This window comes from Bacteroidales bacterium (genome assembly GCA_031275285.1).
Classification (GTDB): Bacteria; Bacteroidota; Bacteroidia; order Bacteroidales; family UBA4181; genus JAIRLS01.
Map to the genome: position 1 here is coordinate 21,341 of JAISOY010000139.1, position 20,404 is coordinate 41,744.

17 protein-coding genes are annotated in these 20,404 nt (G+C 41.2%); 5 read left to right on the top strand and 12 right to left on the bottom strand.

Annotation, left to right across the window (positions count from 1 at the left end):
* Window positions 1-2 precede the first annotated feature (2 nt).
* Both LBQ60_14215 and LBQ60_14220 read right to left on the bottom strand, forming a co-directional pair.
* The gene (locus LBQ60_14215; GenBank protein ID MDR2039074.1) at window positions 3-2,969 is read right to left on the bottom strand and encodes a TonB-dependent receptor; all 2,967 of its coding nucleotides are present in this window, start codon (window positions 2,967-2,969) and stop codon (window positions 3-5) included.
* Between the two features lie 381 nt (window positions 2,970-3,350).
* On the bottom strand, window positions 3,351-5,048 hold the full coding sequence (locus tag LBQ60_14220; GenBank protein MDR2039075.1) for a DUF6377 domain-containing protein: 1,698 nt from the start codon (window positions 5,046-5,048) through the stop codon (window positions 3,351-3,353).
* Between the two features lie 273 nt (window positions 5,049-5,321).
* Here LBQ60_14220 and LBQ60_14225 point away from each other — a divergent pair, with 273 nt between their 5' ends.
* The 4 genes from LBQ60_14225 (at window position 5,322) to LBQ60_14240 (ending at window position 9,811) form a co-directional block, all read left to right on the top strand.
* Entirely contained in the window at window positions 5,322-6,953 is a 1,632-nt protein-coding gene (locus tag LBQ60_14225; GenBank protein ID MDR2039076.1) for a patatin-like phospholipase family protein, read from the top strand.
* 173 nt (window positions 6,954-7,126) lie between these two features.
* Entirely contained in the window at window positions 7,127-7,939 is an 813-nt protein-coding gene (locus LBQ60_14230; GenBank protein ID MDR2039077.1) for a hypothetical protein, read from the top strand.
* An 18-nt stretch (window positions 7,940-7,957) separates the two neighbouring features.
* Window positions 7,958-8,992 (top strand): histidine kinase, encoded by a 1,035-nt coding sequence (locus LBQ60_14235; GenBank protein MDR2039078.1) that lies wholly within the window; start codon window positions 7,958-7,960, stop codon window positions 8,990-8,992.
* Between the two features lie 66 nt (window positions 8,993-9,058).
* On the top strand, window positions 9,059-9,811 hold the full coding sequence (locus LBQ60_14240) for a LytTR family DNA-binding domain-containing protein (protein ID MDR2039079.1): 753 nt from the start codon (window positions 9,059-9,061) through the stop codon (window positions 9,809-9,811).
* Between the two features lie 61 nt (window positions 9,812-9,872).
* On the opposite strand, the gene LBQ60_14245 is transcribed toward LBQ60_14240, so the two are convergent.
* From LBQ60_14245 to hpt, 8 genes are all read right to left on the bottom strand, one after another.
* The gene (locus LBQ60_14245) at window positions 9,873-10,478 is read right to left on the bottom strand and encodes a ribonuclease HII (protein ID MDR2039080.1); all 606 of its coding nucleotides are present in this window, start codon (window positions 10,476-10,478) and stop codon (window positions 9,873-9,875) included.
* Between the two features lie 6 nt (window positions 10,479-10,484).
* A complete protein-coding gene (locus LBQ60_14250; protein MDR2039081.1) occupies window positions 10,485-11,630 on the bottom strand; it encodes a CapA family protein in 1,146 nt (381 codons plus the stop codon).
* Window positions 11,631-11,713: 83 nt separating this feature from the next.
* Window positions 11,714-12,520, bottom strand: coding sequence for a class I SAM-dependent methyltransferase (locus LBQ60_14255; protein MDR2039082.1), 807 nt, complete (start codon window positions 12,518-12,520; stop codon window positions 11,714-11,716).
* Window position 12,521: 1 nt separating this feature from the next.
* On the bottom strand, window positions 12,522-12,860 hold the full coding sequence (gene rbfA, locus LBQ60_14260; GenBank protein ID MDR2039083.1) for a 30S ribosome-binding factor RbfA: 339 nt from the start codon (window positions 12,858-12,860) through the stop codon (window positions 12,522-12,524).
* A 148-nt stretch (window positions 12,861-13,008) separates the two neighbouring features.
* Window positions 13,009-13,626, bottom strand: a complete 618-nt coding sequence (locus LBQ60_14265) for a phosphatase PAP2 family protein (protein ID MDR2039084.1) — start codon at window positions 13,624-13,626, stop codon at window positions 13,009-13,011.
* Window positions 13,627-13,636: 10 nt separating this feature from the next.
* Window positions 13,637-14,641: a GTPase ObgE gene (obgE, locus tag LBQ60_14270; protein ID MDR2039085.1), complete on the bottom strand. Its 1,005-nt coding sequence runs from the start codon at window positions 14,639-14,641 to the stop codon at window positions 13,637-13,639.
* Window positions 14,641-15,237 (bottom strand): adenylate kinase, encoded by a 597-nt coding sequence (locus LBQ60_14275; GenBank protein MDR2039086.1) that lies wholly within the window; start codon window positions 15,235-15,237, stop codon window positions 14,641-14,643. The genes obgE and LBQ60_14275 overlap by 1 nt, the downstream gene beginning before the upstream one ends.
* Window positions 15,238-15,271: 34 nt before the next feature.
* Window positions 15,272-15,811, bottom strand: a complete 540-nt coding sequence (gene hpt, locus LBQ60_14280; GenBank protein ID MDR2039087.1) for a hypoxanthine phosphoribosyltransferase — start codon at window positions 15,809-15,811, stop codon at window positions 15,272-15,274.
* Window positions 15,812-15,912: 101 nt separating this feature from the next.
* Between hpt and purE the strand changes: the two genes are divergently transcribed.
* Complete coding sequence (gene purE, locus LBQ60_14285; protein ID MDR2039088.1) at window positions 15,913-16,425, top strand: 5-(carboxyamino)imidazole ribonucleotide mutase; 513 nt, start codon at window positions 15,913-15,915, stop codon at window positions 16,423-16,425.
* Window positions 16,426-16,441: 16 nt separating this feature from the next.
* Here purE and aroB read toward each other — a convergent pair whose 3' ends face one another.
* Both aroB and ileS read right to left on the bottom strand, forming a co-directional pair.
* Window positions 16,442-17,476, bottom strand: a complete 1,035-nt coding sequence (gene aroB, locus LBQ60_14290) for a 3-dehydroquinate synthase (protein MDR2039089.1) — start codon at window positions 17,474-17,476, stop codon at window positions 16,442-16,444.
* A gap of 12 nt (window positions 17,477-17,488) precedes the next feature.
* On the bottom strand, window positions 17,489-20,404 hold a 2,916-nt coding region (ileS, locus tag LBQ60_14295; GenBank protein ID MDR2039090.1), incomplete at its 5' end, for an isoleucine--tRNA ligase.

The following is a 20,404-nucleotide window of genomic DNA, read 5'->3' on the forward strand; positions in this document are numbered from 1 at the left end:
TATTAAAATGTCAAATTAATACCAAAAATAAAAGTACGGGTCTGCGGATAGGTTCCGACATCAAGTCCCAGTACAGCAGCTCCGCCGCCCGCATTTAATTCGGGATCGTATCCGGAATAATTGGTCAAGGTAAACAAGTTATTGGCTGTAGCATATATACTGATTGCGTTAGCACCTAATTTACTGGTTACTCTTTCTCCGAAATTATAAGCCAATGTAAGGGTTTTCAACCGGAAGTACGAACCATCTTCCACAAAACGGGACGATATGATCGAATTTTCTGAATTTCCGGACCTCGGCATATCAGTCAGCTGTCCGGGTATTCTCCATCTGTCCAGCACTTTGGTTGATTGATTTTTCGAATCTATCATTCCTTCCGTAAACATTTTTGTGGCATTGTAAATATCATTGCCGTAGGTTCCCTGGAAGAAGGCGGTTAATGTAAAGTTCTTCCATGAAAAATTATTGGTGAAACCAAATATAAAATCGGGTTGAGCATCTCCAATGACTACCCGATCGGCCGGATCGTCTGTTCCGGTCCTCCCGTTCGGATTGATGTCTTTGTACATCATATCCCCGGTTTCCGGATCAACACCATCAGCTACATGACCGAAGAAAGCGCCTAACGGTAATCCGGCCCTTACCAGTATCACGTTCTGGTTGTTACCAATGTTACCATCCCTGTACTGCTTGGTCAACCCCAGCTTTTTGACCTCATTCTTATTGAATGACATATTCAATGAGGCATCCCATTTGAATTCACCGGTAAAAATATATCCGGTGATGTTGTATTCAATCCCCTTATTCAGCATTTCGCCGTCATTTCTCATCGGGAATTCCCGACCGATATGTTCGGGTAAATTAATTTCTAACAGCAAATCTTTGGTTTTCTTGTAATAGAGATCAAATTCAGCGACTAAGCGGTTATTGAAAAACGAAAGATCCAATCCGGCATTATATTGCGTGGTCGTTTCCCATTTAAGATCCCTGTTACCATATTTTCCGGGAGTAATACTGGGTCCGTTTCCGGATGCGTCTTCCCTTCCGGTATTATATTTGTTCAGGTAATCATAATTACCTATTCCGTTCTGGTTACCGTTTTGCCCCCAGCTTAACCGTAATTTAGCATCATAAAAAACAGGTTTCAACGGTTCGAAAAAATCTTCATCCGAAAATCTCCAACCGACAGATGCAGAGGGGAAGTAACCCCACCGGTGGTCGGGATGCAGCTTAGACGATCCATCGGCCCTGATGGCTGCTGAAATGTAGTACCGGCTCTTAAAATCGTATTGTACCCTTGCCAGGAAAGAAACCAATGAATAACCTTCCTTATAATTATTGATATCTACAATTTTATTAGCCATATTCAATGTCATGGTTTTGAAAGTAGTTCCTTTGACAAAATCTTCAGCGGACATCCAGGCATTCTCATGCCGGTGTTGCATGAATGTGGCGCCTGCGGTGGCAGAAAAATTATGTACTTTAGAAAAAACCTTCGCATAATTGAGGATGTTCTCACTGGTCCAAGTCAGCCAGGTATCATGTGCATGCTGTCCCCGACCGTTGGCGCTTCTGCCGTAACTTGTCTTTATCGGATCAACAAAAAATTCCCAGTTTTTAGAGGTATAATCTGCCGAAAAACTAGGTTTAAAATGTAAACCTTCGACAATTTTAAAATCCAGCCCCAGGTTGCCCATGAAACGGTATTCTTTATCCAGATCATGGTTACTGGCCTGTGCTATGGGATTTTCCCAACCGGCATTATGCGGATTACCGGCATATTGCCCCGGATTATTTTTATCCCATATTTCCAGGTAAGGAGGAGTATTTAAAACCCCCATGATGACACCACCGTTTTCAACGCCTTCATTATCGGGAGCATTCATTTTGGTACCTCTGTAAAAGCTGACATTTGAATTGATGCTGAACCATTCTTTTACCTTTGCATTAATATTGCTCCGGAATGAAAACCGGTCATAATCGGCAGGAGAAACAATTCCTTTTTCTTTTTGATAACCGGTTGATATATAGTAATCGATGTTGTCCGAACCTCCGGATACAGAGAGCTGGTAATTTTGCTGGGTGCCCGTACCGTAAGTCTTTTTGGCCCAATCTGTGTAATGATCGATCGTATTATCAACGCTTATCCCGATTTCCGACATCAAATCGAAGTATTCCTGTGTATTCAGTGTTTTTATTTTCTTGCTCACATTTGAAAATCCGCCAAATACCGCAACTGCTATCTGAGGTTTCCCTTTTACCCCTTTCTTGGTGGTAATAAGGACAACACCGTTTGCCGCCCTTGCCCCATAAATGGCTGCTGATGAAGCATCTTTCAGGATGGACATACTTTGAATGTCGTTGGGCGAAAGATTCGAAATACTGTTGGTTGGAATACCATCGACTACATATAGGGGGTCATTACCTGCATTGATGGATGTTGCCCCACGAATTCGTACTGATAAATCAGCCCCCGGTTTACCGGATGGCTGTATCACCTGTACCCCGGCTGCCTTTCCCTGTAGTGCCTGCTCTGCAGAAATGATCGGCCTGTCACTCCAATCCTTTGCATTTACAGTCGAAACGGCAGTCGTAATATCTGCTTTTCTTTGGGTACCATAACCAATGACTACCACTTCGTCCAGTTGTATATCCTCTTCTTCCATAGTCACTCTAAGATTTGATGCAGACGTAACTTCTTGTGTATTAAATCCCAGAAAAGAAAAGACGAGGGTGCTGCCTGATGCAACATTAATGGTAAAATTCCCGTCTATATCAGTACTGGTTCCATTTGTAGTGCCTTTTTCAAAGACATTCACTCCGGGAAGAGGTTCATTTTCGGAATCCAACACCTGGCCACCAGCAGTTATTCTCTGCGCAAATAACTCTAATGGCAGGAAGCAGACCAACAAAATAATCATTATTTGTTTCGTCTTTCCAAAAAGAACATTTAACTTGTCTTTTTTCATACGCGTTATTATTAAGTTTAATTAAAGATGTTGATTATAAGCTTGTTTCATTCAAATTTAATGAGGATGTGCCTCCATTTTTTTTTGTACACTCATAAAGTGGACAAGAAATCAATCAAAAAAGAATTAATTTTCTGTATATCTAACAATTAGCTTCATGCCGTATGGGTAAAAAAAGTGGATCAATGGTGAATCCGGGTAAATTCGAATGAGTAAAAAATTAACACAGTTACTGAAAAATAATCTATGGTTTTCCCTACAGGAATGACAAAAGATAGTAGCTACCGGTCATGTTACCGATTGAAGAAAAACAACTATGCCTTCATTTTTTATTTCAATTAAAAAGTAAATTTTCAGTTCATGTGTTCGTCAAAAAATAAGCTACCTGATTTTCATTACATAGTCCTCAAAATCATCCCTGGGAACAATGGCCTTATTTTTCACTTTTGCACGGTAATTATAAATGGTATTTACCGAATACCTCAGGAATTCGGCAATTTGGGAGCTATCATTGATACCCAGGCGTATCAGGGCAAAGATCCTTAGTTCTGTGTTCAACAATTCGCCTTTTTTAGGGATAATGGGGTCATCCGCCTGTAATAACTGATTGATCTTTTTGATAAAATCAGGAAAAAGATATAAAAAAGCGGTATCAAAATTATCGTATAATTCCTTTACTTCATTATCTATCGCACTCTGGGAACGGGTCAAAGACAGTAGCTCCGATGTCTGCCCACTGGATATTTTTTTACTGACCATCCGTCGATAAGTATCCAGCCTGTTAATATAAGAGGAACAGAGTTTCATGAACCGTCCGATATACTCGTCTTTTATCTGGTTGGATTCAAAAAGGTCTGTATTCGTTGATTGTAACTGGTCATTAATTTGCTGTAGTTCCTCATTCAGTTCTTTTAGCTGTGAATTGCTCACCTGAAGTTCTGATTGTGCCACCGATAGTTTTTTCATCTGTTTATAAATGTATACCAGTGCTATGACAAGCAGAATGAACAAAGCACTGATCAATACAACATATACCTGAAGCGTCTGCTTTTGTTTATGAATGGTCGCCTGATATGTTTTATCGATGAGTGATAAAATTCCCGCGCTTTGCAAACTTCGTAAGGGGGCATTATAAAAAACGGTCTCTCCCCATGAAAAACGGATATAATCGTAGGCCCTCTTAACATCTCCTTCTCCAAACAACAATTGCGCAAGCATCCAAAGGGATGCATGGTCTTTAGTAGCTGTTTGTATATCGGAAAGAGCCGATAAAGCGAGGTAATATTTCTCATTTTCCACATCGCCTTCTTCCTTATATGAAAGAGCCCGGTGATAAGTAACCATGGCATAATCCGGATCCTTGAATTGTACTTTTGAAAGCCGTATATTGTTTATTTTTCTGGCTTCTTCATATTGTCCGGCATTCCTGAATGCCGTTTCATCCATAATGAGCCGTAACTCATGGTCAAGAGGTAATGCCGCATATAGTGAATCCCTGTAACAATCGGATAAATTGAGGTAACGTTCTGCACTTTGTTTATCCTGGGTATAAAATGACAGCTCGCCATACACATGGCCACAGGCATTGTAATAATCCGCTAACAACTTGTCTTCCAAACCCTCACGATTGATCGTTTCCAGCAGGTCTACTGCCTCTTTCCACATTCCGGTCGATCCCATTAAATAAGATAATTGCAATACGTTTTCAAGTTCCCGCTGATGATCGTTCAGATGTCCTGAAATAAGCCTGTTCTTATTTAAATATGAAATAGCCGAATCACATGAGTATTTGGAGTATTCTTTATGTAAAAGCGCATTCAGGTTATACCTGTGTAAAGAATGAGGGTCTGTTTCAACGATTACCTTCTTTATTTTGTTGATCTTATCTTCTTTTTCCCGGATATACAAATGATTATTTTCAATAGAAAGATCTAATTCTGCCAGTAATGAATCCAGATTGTTTGACCAGAGTGTGCCAGTGGTTAAAAACAATAAAAAAAAGATAAACGGTTCTTTTAAAAATGTCCGGGAATATATGCTTTCAAGTCGTTCTGAAATAAAAGATATAACCAAATTCATAGGTGTTAAATGCTAAAAACAATATACCAGGCATATATTCAAATGATAGTATTTCCTACCATTAAGATACTATGGCCTTATATGTATTTTTATATATAAAAACATGATGTTCAAGTAAGTTCCTGATCTGTTCCTGTATACTTGTGTATCAATACTGCAAATATAAGAATTTATTCAAATTATTTAAGCAGGTCTGCCTTTGATTTTTCTGAACAAAAACTTATTTTTCATGAACTATGATTATCTTTGATTGTTTACCATAATGTTGTACATATGAGAATAGCGCTGGCATTTTCAGGAGGTGGCTACAGGGCTTCAGCCTTTAATCTGGGAGTTATCACTTACCTGAACAGGGTTTCGGTTGACGGTGCAACTTTACTTGATAAAGTCACAGCACTTTCAACGGTATCCGGTGGAACCATCACCGGGGCAAAATATGCTTTGGGTATTAAAAAGGGGGAAACCCTGGAAGAGATCTATGCTTCCTTATACCGTTTTTTCCTGAACACCGATCTGATATCGGGAAGCATTGAACGTTTATGCAGTACGGAGAATTGGGACCAACCAAGGGTAAAAAGCCTGATCAGTGCCTTTGCGGACCTTTATGACGACTTACTGTTCCAAAAAGACAAATTCGGGGTTCTCCTGGATGAAAAGCATCCGATACACCTGAAACACATATCATTTAATGCTACCGAATTTTCAACGGGACTGCAATTCCGCTTTCAGGTATCGGAAAAAATATTTTCCCCCATAACCGGTATTCCCTATGATGGTATCATCGGTAATTTTAACAACAATATTTCCGGTAAGGTAGCCAAAGATATCAGGATGGCAGATATCCTGGCCGCTTCTTCCTGTTTTCCGGGAGGATTTGAGCCGATTAATTTCCCTACTGATTTTGTCCTTCCGGATACGGACGAGATCATCCGGCTCAGGAAAAATAAAAAATATCCGATAGGCTTGATGGACGGAGGAATTGTCGATAATCAGGGAATAGAGCCCTTGTTACTTGCCGAAAACCGGATGAGACTCAACAGCCTGAATCCGGACCAGTGTAACTTCGACCTGATCATTGTATCGGATGTTTCCAGTCCTTATATGGAGGGTTTTACTGCGAGCATACAGCAAAAAGAGAATTGGTGGCGGCGACTGACATTGCAGAGAGTTAAACTGGTTACTTTTTTTACGGTATTGGTTGCTGCCGGATTGATGGTATTGGCCATCCGGGAAAAGTCCATTGTACTTTCCGTTACGGCAACCATACTCTTTACATTGTCATCCATAGTAGCACTGTTGTTCCTATGGATCAAAAAACAATTAAAAAATATCGGTATCCTTGATGTATCGAAACTAAAAAAATTCAGGCATCTAAAGCTTATTGTATTCGAAAACCTTTTAAAGAACAGAGTCCTATCCATATTAAGACTGACCGGCAGCGTATTTATGAAACATATCCGCCGGTTAAATTTCCGTTCGGTATATGAAAACGACTATTGGGCCAACCGTCGTATCATGAATGCTATTTATGAATTAAGGGCCGGAGAAAAGAACACTGAAAAAAGATTTGAAAAAGGAGAATTGGACGATTACCTGAAACCTTCGGCGAAAATACAGGAAGTGTCCTCAATCGCTGCCGGAATGGAAACTACCTTATGGTTTGAAAAAAGACACTGGGATGCCAGGGTGCCCGATTCCCTGATTGCTTGCGGACAATACAGTATTTGCTGGAACCTGCTAGGTTATATCGGACAAATCAAACGGGATACCACCAATACCAATAAAAACCATCAGCTTTTACTCTCATGTGAGGATTTTCTGAGGAAAGACTGGGAAAAATTCAAGGAAAACCCTTACTGGCTCGTGGAAAAATACCAACAGGAAATGTCACTTCTGTCTAAGTAACTGTATTTTAAAGGTATATATTTCCAAAAAGTCATCTATTACTATTCTTTATCCGATTCAGCATCTGAATAAACAGGTTCAGCTATAAGAAAGAACAACTCTGCAACTAATGTTCAACAAGGTGGTTGTCATCCTTTTTCTTTGCGGCTAGTAACCATTAAAATATAAAGAAAATGAATACACTAATTCCGCTGGTAATGCTAACCGTGCTTTCAACCCATGTCATTAAAGCACAAAACTGTGACATTCACCCATACATTTATCTTAAAATGAGTGATGTTCAGGCGAAAGTGCCTGAAAGTCAAAAATATGAAATCATCGTAAAACGTCAGGGCTCTGATCCTGTCAATGGCGCAAAGATCTTTGCAGATGCAGCCAAAGGTATTTATTATGCTAAAGGCAAAGATTCGTTAAAGTGGGAGAATGTAACTACATCAAAAATAAAAAGTATCCATCACGACTTTTCGGAAGGAACACCGCTGCCTGTACTCAACCATTTTACATACAAATCCATGTCGGCCCCTTTTATGAATGAAGATTTCTACAAAAATATTCCTCAGGACCAGGTAGATTGGGCCATGATGCTGTTGACAGATGCATTCATGATGCATGAATATAAATTACTTATACTCGATAGCCTGGAATTTAATCGTCCCTATCTGCCCCGGGACATGTCAGGCAATGATATTGTCATGAGTGGGCTTGATTTTAATTTTGCAAGTGAATATCTGCAATTTTTATGGGATAGTTTTACCATATATAATGATAAGCTATGTGCTGTAGTTCGGTTCGAATCTTTTTTTAATCTGATGGGCAACCGACAGTCAAAAGGAAGATCCATGTACTACGGAGAAATGTTCATATCTTTAGATAATAAACAGATTGAATATGCAAGGATGGTGGAAGATGTGGTTCTCCAACAAAAAGAATCGAAAGAAAAATGGATGGACATGCAACGTTTGGTAGTATTGAATAAGGTAAAATAATCAGTAAATTCGTCAACCATGAAAAAACATAAAAAAATAAGAGGTTTTGTTGCGGCTGTATTATTCAGTTATGGTATAGTTGTGTTGTTACGGTGGATACAGGATGCCGATCCGTTTCATCTGCCGACCCTTATTATTTTAGGCACATCTGTATTAATTATCGTTCTGCTAATCAATCTTATTGTTAATAAGATGTTTTCATCAATTTCCAATATGCCGGTGGTGCCATTGAAAAAAAAGTTAGTACCGTCATTTATCCTGTTCGCTGTTTTTACATTTTTTATTTCTTTCACCGTGTTTTTTTCGGGAATGTATATTTTATACAGAGTGGAAGGATGGGATACCAGTCAGTTCCTAACCCATATATTTCAAAGACAGTTTGGAGGAGCATTTCTATCCGTAACCATTGGCGTTTTAATGGCGCCCGTTGCTTTCTTCTATAAGATTTGGCGGCAGGCAGTTGACCGGGAACAACAGTTACGCGAAGAAAACCTGAAATATAAATACCGGACTTTAAAAACCCAGGTAAATCCCCATTTCCTGTTCAACAGCCTGAATACCCTTTCGGAACTTGTATATGTGGATGCAAAGAAAGCAGACAATTATATCCACAAGCTAGCGGGTATTTACAGGTATATTCTCGAACATGAGGAAACTGACCTGATACCCCTGGATGAAGAATTGGAGTTTGTAAAGCAGTATTTTGAGTTGCAGAAAGAACGTGCCGGAAATAGCATACTTCTGGATATGGATGTTGAAAATGCATCTCAATTTAACATAATCCCCATATCCTTGCAAATACTGGTGGAAAATGCCTTAAAACATAATTCTGCTTCCGAAGAAAATCCGTTGAAGATCTGCATTGATAATAATGACGGATATATCATTGTTTCTAATAATATGCAGAGAAAAAGCATATTGAATGATTCTCCCGGGACAGGTCTGGTAAATCTGGAGCAAAGAACCAAACTGATCACAGGACGGGAAATTATCCGAAGCCAGGAAAACGGGTTGTTTATCGTTAAACTTCCGGTTATCAGCACATCAGAATAAAAATAACTGCACCGGATGACTTTTTAAATGTTATATTTGATATATTGCCATTAAATCAATGTTTCAATGAAGGTATTAATTATAGAAGATGAACGTCCTGCGGCAGAGAAGTTATCCCGCTTATTAGAGGAGATAAACCCGGATATCAAAATAGTGGATATCCTCAAATCAGTGGAGCAATCTATCAACTGGCTCAACTCCAACCCCAATCCGGATTTGATCTTTATGGATATTCAACTGCAGGACGGAATCAGTTTTGAGATTTTTGAAAATTGCGAGGTGAAAGTACCGGTAATTTTCACAACGGCTTATGACGAATATGCATTAAAAGCTTTCAAGGTAAACAGTATCGATTACCTCCTGAAACCAATTGTTATTGATGAATTAAAAACAGCATTGAATAAGTTTCATTCTCTTCATGTTCACCAACCGGACTATTCAAAGCTGGAAACCATAGTCCGTCAACTTCAGCCCAAAACGAAGGAGCGGTTTTTAATCAGGATCGGCGAACACTACAGGTCTATACCTGTAACAGATATCAACTGTTTTTACATCATGGAACGGAACACCTTTATTCTAACGAATACAGGTAAAAGCTATCCGGTCGATTACTCGTTGGACAAGATAGAGCAATTGGCTGATCCTAAATTATTTTTCAGGGTAAACCGGAATTTCATCATTCACTTTTATGCCATTAAGGATATCATCGTTTATTCATCCAACAGGTTAAAGATCATTTTGAATGACCGGATAGAACAAGAAGACATTTTAGTAAGCAGGGAACGGGTTGCAGATTTTAAAAAATGGATGGACAGATAGGTTTTGATCAAAAAAAATATCGACATACTGTTGTCAATCAGACGCCATACCATATCACCTATCAATCAAAAGGTATCTTCAATTGAGTAGACAATAACCGGAACGATTTCCGGTGATGGGGTGTTATCCCATACCGGGCAATAGCGTCGCGATGTTCTTTCGACGGATATCCTTTGTTTTTCTCCCATTTATATTCAGGATACTCTCCGGCAAGTTTCGCCATGTAATCGTCACGGTATGTCTTTGCCAGTACCGAAGCAGCAGCAATAGAATAATACAGGGTATCTCCTTTTACGATTGTTTTGTGTGGAATACCGGAGTAAGCAATAAAATAATTTCCATCAATGATCAGGTGTCCGGGCCTGACGGATAATTGCCCGATGGCTTTATGCATAGAAAATACGGATGCCTTCAGTATGTTCACCTTGTCTATTTCCTGATTGCTGTATGAAGCAACCGACCAGGCAACCGCTGACTTTTCAATTTCATCCCGCAAACGGTACCGTTGTATATGGGTCAGTTTTTTTGAATCGGTCAGTACATCATGCGTAAAATCTTTCGGTAAGATAACTGCTGCCGCAAAAACCGGTCCTGCAAGACATCCGCGACCGGCTTCATCACAACCGGCTTCAATCAAACTTTCTTGAAAATATGCTTTCAGTGCCATCCGAATCTATTTAGCCTTCCTGAAAAAGAGAAACCTTTTACGGGAAGTGGTTGTTTTGACAGATTTATCCAACGGATCGGGACGCTCTACCCTAAGTAGCGGATAGTTCCATTTAAGTTCAGGAACCTCCAGCAGTATAGGCTGTAACCGGATCATACATGTTCCTTCAGGATGAATGATCCATCCGTCCTCCGATATCTCTATATTCACTTCCGGGAAATCCTGTCTGGTCAGGTCCCGGATAACGGAAACCACCCTTCGTGCCGAATCATAACGCGGACAACGATCATCCATAGGCTGATAAGTAGGGGTGATATGTGCCTTGAAAAAACATCCGTGACGGTTGGTATAAATACGGAAGATAGGCGCCAACCCGGTAACTCCCGCTACATTAATCCGGCTGTATGTACTGAAGTTACCCATGCTGTATGCGATGAAACGGTCGTTGTAGATCTCAACGGCCCGTGTTACATGTGGGCCATGCCCCAACAATATATCGCCGCCTGCATCGATCATTTTATGGGCGAATTCATAGACATTTCCCCTGTTCTCTCCCAGAAAGGTCTCTGTTTCCCTGGTTACATGCTGACTCGCCGGCCCCTCGGCCCCTGCATGAAAAGATACGATAACAATGTCACAACTATCCTTCAATGAACGTACGATATCCTGTGCAGCGGGGATATCCCGCACATCTACAGTACCCCTGTTGGGTGCGAATGCACAAAACCCATATTTGATACCGTCTTTTTCTACAATAGATGTCGGATGGGTTATCAGTCCTGCATGTGCTATGCCATGTTTTTCCAATGTCTCTACAGTCGTCCTGCGGCCTGTCTCACCAAAATCGCCCATATGGTTGTTGGCCAGACTTATCATATCGAATCCGGCATCCACCAGACAGCCGGCAAATTTTGCAGGCATACCGAATGTATAACATACCGCCGGGTTATTACAACTCTTGACTCCTGTCAACGAATTGACCAGTGCACCTTCCAGATTTCCGAATAAAATATCGGCGTTCTCAAAATAAGGTTTTACCATGCTGAATGAACGGCTGCAATTGCTGTCGGGAGGGAGGTATTTCCCATCCGGATACATGGTTCCCATCATGATATCACCCACAGCTACGACCTGGATAGTGTCTTTTTCCATATGAAACGGAAATGCTGGTAAGTGCAACAAGACTGAGAAAAATGATAGGAGTATTAGCCTGTAACCTTTGAACATAACCAACTTTACTTTATCGCCTTTACTTTCAGACCGGTTCCTGTTTTATGGATAGAATGGACATCCCACAAATTCAACAGGAGACAAAATGGAAATACCAGTAAATAATAAAAGGGCAAAAGAATCAGGAATAATTTGGATGCATTCAATATCAACAATGGATATTTCATGGAAAACAGCCACGATACATGCCCTGGTGTACCGTAAGTATATTTTACGTCTACCTGGGAAAATCCGGCACGTTTCAATTTATCACGGATCTCATCTATATTGTATCCATCCCGTACATGCTCATCGATGAATGATCCATGATGTTCGTCAGCACCAGAACCACCCTGGTCAGACGGAGTGGAGATCAACATGATCCCTCCCTCCTTAAGGGAAAGGTGGATATTTTTAAAAACAGCCACATCGTCCAGGATATGCTCCATCACATCCACCGAAATCGCCAGATGATATGATTCCGGTTCTGAAAACTTCGTAAGATCGGCTACTTCAAAATGTACCTGACCGCCTTTTCCTATTTGTGCAAAAAAACGATTGCAATCGTCTACCTGTTCTGTTTTTACATCCACTGCCTTGATTTTCCAGCTACGGGATAATCTGGACATAAAATAAGTATATTGTCCGAATCCGGCACCTGCATCCAACACAGATGCATCAGCCGGCATTGTCCTTTTCAATTGACGAAGTTCCCTTTTGATATGCCAGGCTCTCAACAACAAGAGATCAAGCAAGCAATAGAACAACTTACGCATGAAAGGACGGCGGTTGAATACCTCACCCAAAGTTCTTTTTACATTATCGTATTGCATATTAATCCTTTAGAAGTTCATCAATATGCGCAGCATAATCCAGGCTATCATCGATAAAAAATGCCAGTTCAGGTACAATGCGTAACTGATGACGTACTTTCTTCCCCAGTTCATGACGGATATGTTTCACATAAAGTTGGAAATTGTCCAGAAACTTGTCGGACCCATCAGAAGGAAAAACACTGAGGTATACTTTAGCCAGGCTCAGGTCCGGGCTCATACGTACTACGGTAACAGTGATCATTTTACCCTGGGTAGCCTCTTTGGTCAGGTGTTGTATGATTTCGCTCAGGTCTTTTTGTATCTGACGCGCTACTTTTTGTTGACGAGTGGTTTCCATATTCAATGATTTTAAGCACTCAGTGCTATTTATTGTTTTCTTAAGTCACATTGATCAAATTGATTACGTTCAACAATATGACATTAATTGTTTTATATTACTTAAATATAAAAATAGACGAAAATTCCAATAGAGACAGAATAGCGATCTATTGCCTGTCTCCTGATTTTTCCCGTTTCCTCTTTTTTTCCTTATATAAACGGGCTTTTCGTTCTACAAAAATAGATGTCCTGAGCCTGATAATATAACATTGTATCCCTATGATAACTCCCAGTATGGCACCGCATAAAATATCCAGAGGATAATGCACACCAAGGTATATTCTACTATAAGACACAATAATGGCCCATATATACAAAAGTATACTCCATTTCGGATTTCTGATCTGGTGGGCAAGAAATGTCGCCACTGCAAACACATTGGCAGCATGTGAAGATACAAAGCCATAAGCCCCTCCCCGGTAACCTTTTACAGTGTGTACCAATTCTCCAATTTCAACATTGCGGGTAGGGCGCGGACGCTCTACTAAATCTTTGATCAGTCCGGAAATCTGGTCGGCCAACACAATAGTCAAGGTTAAAAACAAAAGGGTATAAAGGAAGCGGAACCGCCTTTCTTTATATATAATTAAGATCAATAAAACCAGATATAATGGTATCCATGTCTTGGTCTGGGAAATCCACCACATGACATGATCCAGCCATGGCGCATGCAGGCCGTTTAAAAACAAGAAAATATCCCTATCTAATTCTAATAACCAATTCATTGAAATTATTTCAATCAGAATTCAACAATTCCCAAATTTTGTCCTTTAATTCCATTAATCCGGCTTGTGCTACTGATGAGATGAAAACAGATGAAGGGAATTCGGGTAATGCTCCGATTTCTCTTTTAATTTCTTCTGTCAGTTCTTCATCCAGCATATCACATTTACTGATTGCCACCAAACGTTTTTTGTCCAATAACTCGGGATTATACTCCTTTAATTCGTTAAGTAAGATATGGTATTCTTCTCCGATATTTTTACTATCTGCAGGAATCAGGAACAAAAGCATCGAATTTCGCTCTATATGCCTTAAGAAACGGATACCCAGTCCCCTTCCCTGATGAGCGCCTTCTATAATTCCCGGAATATCTGCTACGACAAATGACCGGTTTTCCCGGTACGGAACCATTCCCAGGTTAGGCACCAGTGTAGTAAACGGGTAATCTGCAATTTCAGGCTTAGCAGCGGATATTACCGATAATAAAGTAGACTTACCTGCATTGGGGAATCCGACTAAACCGACGTCTGCCAGAATCTTCAATTCCAGGACTTTCCAACTCTCTTCTCCCGGTTCTCCCGGTTGCGCATATCGTGGAGCCTGATTGGTAGGTGATTTGAAATGATCATTACCCAAGCCACCTCTACCGCCTTTGGAAAGAATGCATGTTTCACCATGCCGGGTAATTTCAAAAAGCATTTCACCGCTTTCGGCATCACGGGCAACAGTACCCAGCGGAACTTCTATAATTTTATCTTCACCATCAGCTCCGGTTTTTAACGCACTTCCCCCATTTTGTCCATTCCCTGCAAAAACATGGCGCTGGTATTTCAGATGTATCAATGTCCATAGCTGGCTATTACCCTTCACGATTACATGTCCGCCTCGTCCTCCGTCACCTCCGTCAGGGCCGCCTTTGGTCGTTAGGCGGTCACGGTGGAAATGGGCAGAACCAGCGCCCCCATTGCCTGAACGACAACAGATTTTCACATAATCGACAAAATTAGATTCAGCCATTAAGCAACCAGGTCATTATTATCTTTACAATTATTCACATGTTGGTGCAACCGGTTAAAAATATCTTCGATAGGACCGGATCCATTGATCGGATGATATTTTTCCTGAGCCTGATAATACTCGATAAGAGGTTCGGTCTTTTTGTGATAGACATCAATCCTGTTCTTTATTACATCGATTGACTGGTCATCAACACGACCGGAATCTTTACCTCTTTTCAACAGGCGATCGGTCAATTCATCCATGGTTACATCTAATGCTACCATAGATGAAATATGCATCCCTTTTTCTTCCATTAGTTGATCGAGCGCTTTAGCCTGCGCCTGGGTACGCGGATATCCGTCGAAAATAAACCCTTTTGCATCAGCGTATTTTTCAATCTGTTCCCGAATCATGTCAATCACGACATCATCCGGAACCAATTCGCCACGATCAATTTTTTTTTGCGCAAGTTTCCCTAACTCGGTTCCTTGTGCAATTTCCTGCCGTAAGATCTCTCCTGTGGATAAATGTACCAGTTCATGCTTATCGGCGAGTAATGTTGCCTGGGTACCCTTCCCCGCTCCGGGCGCCCCAAATAATACAATATTTAACATTTTTGCTTACTCAAAAAATTATATCATTCTTCGATTATTTGACAATGGAATAAATATCTTCAAAATTACGTCCATACCCATTATAATCCAATCCCCATCCGACAACAAAATCATTGGGTATCTCTATTCCCACATAATCAATGGCAATACTTTTACGATACGATTGGGGTTTGAACAACAAAGAAGCTACAGCAATACTGGCCGGTTTATAGTTTGACTTGATTTGTTTCATGATATTGGACAATGTAAACCCAGTATCAACAATATCTTCAACTAAAACAACATGTTTACCGTTCAGGTCTTCTTTAAGACCGATCAACTCCTTTACAATTCCTTCAGTAGTATCACCCTGATAGGAATTGACTTTTACAAATGAAATGCGACACAGTGGTTTGATCTTGCGAACAAGATCCGAAGCAAACATAAAAGATCCGTTTAAAACAGCAATGAAAAGGATTTCTTTTCCTTCATAATCACTATTGATCCTGTCTGCAATATGTTCAATACTGTTTTTTACCTGCGAACCACTGATGATCATTTTAAATTTTTTATCCGATAATGATACTGTCCTCAAACTCTTGTGGTTTTTTATGATGGATAATTCGGTTTAAACTTGTTGGTGGCTATATTAACTTATGTTACTTTTGCCTGAAATAACAAATATATAAATTTTTTATGAATGCAAAGGTAAGCATAATTATGGGAAGTACATCGGATTTACCGATAATGGAAAAAGCAGCAAAAGTAATCAACGACTTTCACATACCTTTTGAGTTGCATGCATTGTCCGCCCACCGTACTCCCCAGCAGGCCATGGATTTTGCACGTGGCGCATATAAAAGAGGTATACGGGTGATCATAGCAGGTGCCGGAGGAGCAGCACATTTACCCGGTGTTATAGCAGCATTAACACCCCTACCGGTAATCGGAGTTCCGATCAAAGCATCCATCTCTATTGACGGATGGGATTCTATTCTTTCTATATTACAAATGCCTCCGGGTATTCCGGTCGCGACAGTAGGGCTGGATGGCGCACAAAATGCCGGGATCCTGGCTTCTCAGATCTTAGCGGTGGCAGATAACGAATTGATGGATAAAATTGTTGCTTTCAAAGCCGGACTAGAAAAAAAGATCGTACAGGCAAACAACGAACTGGCTTCTGTTAAATTCGAATACAAAACAAACTGAATAAAAAAAGAATGTGTTAACGGATATATGCAGGAAGCTTTTCCTTAATGGTTTCAATCGAAGTTTTCTGTATTTCCGTTTTCCCTATTTCGTTCAGTAATACGAGATAAATAAATTCGTTTTCCCGTTTTTTATCTTTGACCAATCCCTGAAATACTTCTTCAACGGAAGCCTGGGTAACCACGGGAAGACCCAAGCGAATGAGAAGCTGTTCAAGCCGGTCTAATTGTTCACAAGGAAAACCACACTCTCCGGCAGACCACCGTGCAGCAATCATCATACCGATACTTACCGCTTCACCATGGCTAACACCGCCTAAAATTTCAATGGCATGGCCAAAAGTATGCCCAAAATTAAGAATACGACGCTCTCCCTCTTCTTTTTCATCCTGTTCTACGAACTTTGCCTTTATTTTTACTGATTCGGTTACTAAATATAATAATACATCCGGATCCCGTTCGGAAGCCCTACCTGCATTCTGTTCCAGATAAGTAAAAAAATCCGCGTCACGAATGGCTGCGGCTTTGACTATTTCAGCAAATCCGGAAATAAATTCTTTATGAGGCAGTGTCTGCAACATTTGCGGGTCACAAAGCACAAACCGCGGCTGGTTGAAAGTACCGATCATATTCTTATATCCACCGAAATTTATGCCGTTCTTTCCTCCTACACTGGCATCAACCTGTGAAAGAAGTGTTGTGGATACAAATCCGAAAGGCACTCCCCTCATATAGGTAGATGCGGCAAATCCGGCCACATCACAAACAATACCCCCTCCGACAGCAACAATGAAACTATTACGGTCGGCATTGAAATGCAATAACCGTTCATAGATGTATTGTAATGTGTCTATGGTTTTGTTTTGTTCTCCTATGCCTATTTCAATGATCGGATACTTGTCCAGAAATTCGTGGTAGTGTTTCCTGAGATGAGCATCAGTCACCATAATGATCTGCCTGTTTTCAGGTAAATGCCGGGACAGGTTCAGGTATGATTCACCTACCAGTACCTCTGATGTTGCATCCTTTGTTTGTATGACTAGTTGAAACATTTGCCCGGAAAATTATTTTACCACTGTCAGTTTGATACCCAGCTGAAAATCGTCCATATCGATTTGTGTTGTACTATCAATATTATCTGCCAGTTCTAATTGAGTACCCAATACCTGGGACATGATGTATTCCCTGTGTGTTTCCACGGCGTTATCCGTTTCCGGATGTTTTTGCAATACGATGTCGATCTTATCTGTAACATCGAAGCCGCTGTCTTTACGTAAGTTCTGGATACGGTTGATCAGTTCACGGGCGATCCCTTCCAGTTTCAGTTCCGGTGTAACAGTAATATCCAGTGCTACGGTCAGCTTGCCCTCATTAGCTACCAGCCAACCCGGAATATCTTCTGAAGTGATTTCCACATCTTCACTTTCCAGTACTACAGCTTGTCCGTCAATGACCGTTTCATAAATACCCGTACGTTCGAAATCAGTAATATCCTGTTGTGAAAATCCTGCAATCAATGCAGAAATTCCTTTCATCAATTTACTGTATTTGGGACCGAGTGTCTTGAAGTTGGGTTTGATCTTCTTGACCAGGATACCGCCTGTATCTGTAATAAAATCGATTTCTTTGACATTCACTTCATTCAGGATCAGACGACGAACATCTTCCACCTGTTGTTGCAAGGTATCATCAAGAATAGGGATCATGATCTTCCTGAGTGGCTGACGCACCCTGATATTCACCTTTCTGCGCAATGCAAGGACCATGGAAGATATTTTCTGGGCTATATCCATGCGGGATTCCAGTTCGCTATCGATCAACGATTCATCATATACCGGAAAATCGGATAAATGTACGGATGTGAATTCCTCCAGTCCTGTCAATCCATTCAGGTCAGTGTACAGTTTATCCATATAGAAAGGCGCAATCGGCGCTGCCAGCTTAGTAACCGTGATCAGGCAGGTATACAGGGTTTGGTAAGCTGCCAGTTTATCGGTATCCATAGTACCTCCCCAGTAACGCTTACGGTTTAGGCGCACATACCAGTTACTCAGATTTTCTGTTACAAAGTCCTGGATCAGTCGGCCTGCACGGGTCGGCTCATAATCATTATAACACTCATCCACCTGTTTAATCAATGTATTGAGCAACGAAATGATCCATCGGTCGATCTCCGGACGTTCGGATACCGGGACCTGCTTCCCGCTGTTTTGAAATCCGTCAACATTGGCATACAAGGCAAAGAACGAATAAGTATTATGCAGTGTTCCGAAAAACTTACGCATGACTTCTTCGATACCTGTCACATTTAACCTCAGATTGTCCCAGGGTTGAGCATTGGTAATCATATACCACCTCATCGGATCGGAACCATACTTTTCAATGACAGCAAAAGGATCCACACTATTATTGAGGCGCTTGGACATCTTGTTCCCATCTTTGTCCAGTACCAACCCGTTCGAGATAACGGCTTTGAATGCCACCTCATTCCGGATCATCGTAGATATGGCATGCAGGGTGAAAAACCACCCCCTGGTCTGGTCAATACCTTCAGCGATGAAGTCAGCCGGAAATACTTCATGATCTTCCAGCTTTTCCTTATTTTCAAACGGATAGTGTATCTGCGCATAAGGCATGGCTCCTGAGTCAAACCAAACATCAATCAGGTCGGATTCCCTTTTCATCGGATTCCCTTTTGGTGAAACCAAAATGATTTCATCGACATACGGCCTGTGTAGATCTATCTTATTATAGTTTTCTTCCGAATAATCACCTACAGCGAAGCCTTTATAGGGATTGCTTTTCATGACCCCCGCACTGACGGCTTTATTGATCTCTTCCATCAATTCGGCCATGGATCCGATACATTTTTCTTCGGAACCGTCTTCGGTACGCCAGATAGGAAGTGGTGTACCCCAGAAACGACTTCTGGAAAGGTTCCAGTCCTGAAGGTTTTCCAACCATTTTCCGAAACGGCCGGTCCCTGTAGATTCCGGCTTCCAGTAAATGGTATTATTCAGCCGTATCATATCTTCACGGCAAGCCGTGGTACGAATGAACCATGAATCCAACGGATAATACAATACAGGTTTGTCCGTCCTCCAACAATGCGGATACGAGTGGAGATATTTCTCTATCCTGAACGCCTTTCCCTGTTGCTTCAGCATGACACACAAGTCCACATCCAGGGTGTTTTCATCGGCCTGCGCCGCATAGTATTCGTTTTTGACATATCTTCCTGCATATTCTTTATACAGACCGACATTCACCTGGTTTTTCACAAAGTCCGGATCCAAAGCATCAATCGGGTAAAACTGCCCGGTACGGTTAACCATCGGCTGGCGGTTGCCTTCCTTATCAACAAGATGCAGCGGGGGGATACCCGATATTTTGGCGACACGGTCGTCATCCGCTCCGAAAGTGGGAGCAATATGTACAATACCTGTTCCGTCTTCTGTTGTCACATAATCACCCAGGATAACGCGGAAAGCGTTTGGTTCGGCAGCTCCGTCAAGAGGAAGAGGAGCCACCCACGGGATGAGCTGCTCGTACTGAATTCCTTCCAGATCTTTACCGGAACACTCCCCCAGTATTTTGTATGGGATCAATTTATCACCCGACTTGAAATCATCCAAAGACAGTTCTGCAGCCTTGGGATTAAAATACTTTCCGACAAGGTCCTTCGCCAGTATCACTGCAACAGGTTCTTCGGTATATGGATTATAGCTTTGTACCAATACATATTTAATGCCAGGTCCGACACAAAGTGCGGTATTGGAGGGTAATGTCCATGGAGTTGTTGTCCAGGCCATAATACTTACAGTTGGTAATCCTCCTGTTGCTTCTTTAATCAGCGAAAAGGCTCCGGCCAGTTTTGCCGCATCATTTTTTAGCGGAAGATGAAACATAGCCACACAGGTGGTATCTTTTACATCCCTGTAACATCCGGGCTGGTTCAGTTCATGTGTACTTAGTCCGGT

Excerpts from the sequence above, each read along its gene's own strand:
- LBQ60_14250 (MDR2039081.1), bottom strand. The coding sequence starts at position 11,630 with ATGGAAAAAGACACTATCCAGGTCGTAGCTGTGGGTGATATCATGATG.
- LBQ60_14245 (MDR2039080.1), bottom strand. The coding sequence starts at position 10,478 with ATGGCACTGAAAGCATATTTTCAAGAAAGTTTGATTGAAGCCGGTTGT.
- LBQ60_14240 (MDR2039079.1), top strand. The coding sequence starts at position 9,059 with ATGAAGGTATTAATTATAGAAGATGAACGTCCTGCGGCAGAGAAGTTA.
- LBQ60_14225 (MDR2039076.1), top strand. The coding sequence starts at position 5,322 with ATGAGAATAGCGCTGGCATTTTCAGGAGGTGGCTACAGGGCTTCAGCC.
- obgE (MDR2039085.1), bottom strand. The coding sequence starts at position 14,641 with ATGGCTGAATCTAATTTTGTCGATTATGTGAAAATCTGTTGTCGTTCA.
- LBQ60_14235 (MDR2039078.1), top strand. The coding sequence starts at position 7,958 with ATGAAAAAACATAAAAAAATAAGAGGTTTTGTTGCGGCTGTATTATTC.
- LBQ60_14215 (MDR2039074.1), bottom strand. The coding sequence starts at position 2,969 with ATGAAAAAAGACAAGTTAAATGTTCTTTTTGGAAAGACGAAACAAATA.
- LBQ60_14265 (MDR2039084.1), bottom strand. The coding sequence starts at position 13,626 with ATGAATTGGTTATTAGAATTAGATAGGGATATTTTCTTGTTTTTAAAC.
- LBQ60_14220 (MDR2039075.1), bottom strand. The coding sequence starts at position 5,048 with ATGAATTTGGTTATATCTTTTATTTCAGAACGACTTGAAAGCATATAT.
- aroB (MDR2039089.1), bottom strand. The coding sequence starts at position 17,476 with ATGTTTCAACTAGTCATACAAACAAAGGATGCAACATCAGAGGTACTG.
- purE (MDR2039088.1), top strand. The coding sequence starts at position 15,913 with ATGAATGCAAAGGTAAGCATAATTATGGGAAGTACATCGGATTTACCG.
- LBQ60_14275 (MDR2039086.1), bottom strand. The coding sequence starts at position 15,237 with ATGTTAAATATTGTATTATTTGGGGCGCCCGGAGCGGGGAAGGGTACC.
- rbfA (MDR2039083.1), bottom strand. The coding sequence starts at position 12,860 with ATGGAAACCACTCGTCAACAAAAAGTAGCGCGTCAGATACAAAAAGAC.
- LBQ60_14255 (MDR2039082.1), bottom strand. The coding sequence starts at position 12,520 with ATGCAATACGATAATGTAAAAAGAACTTTGGGTGAGGTATTCAACCGC.
- LBQ60_14230 (MDR2039077.1), top strand. The coding sequence starts at position 7,127 with ATGAATACACTAATTCCGCTGGTAATGCTAACCGTGCTTTCAACCCAT.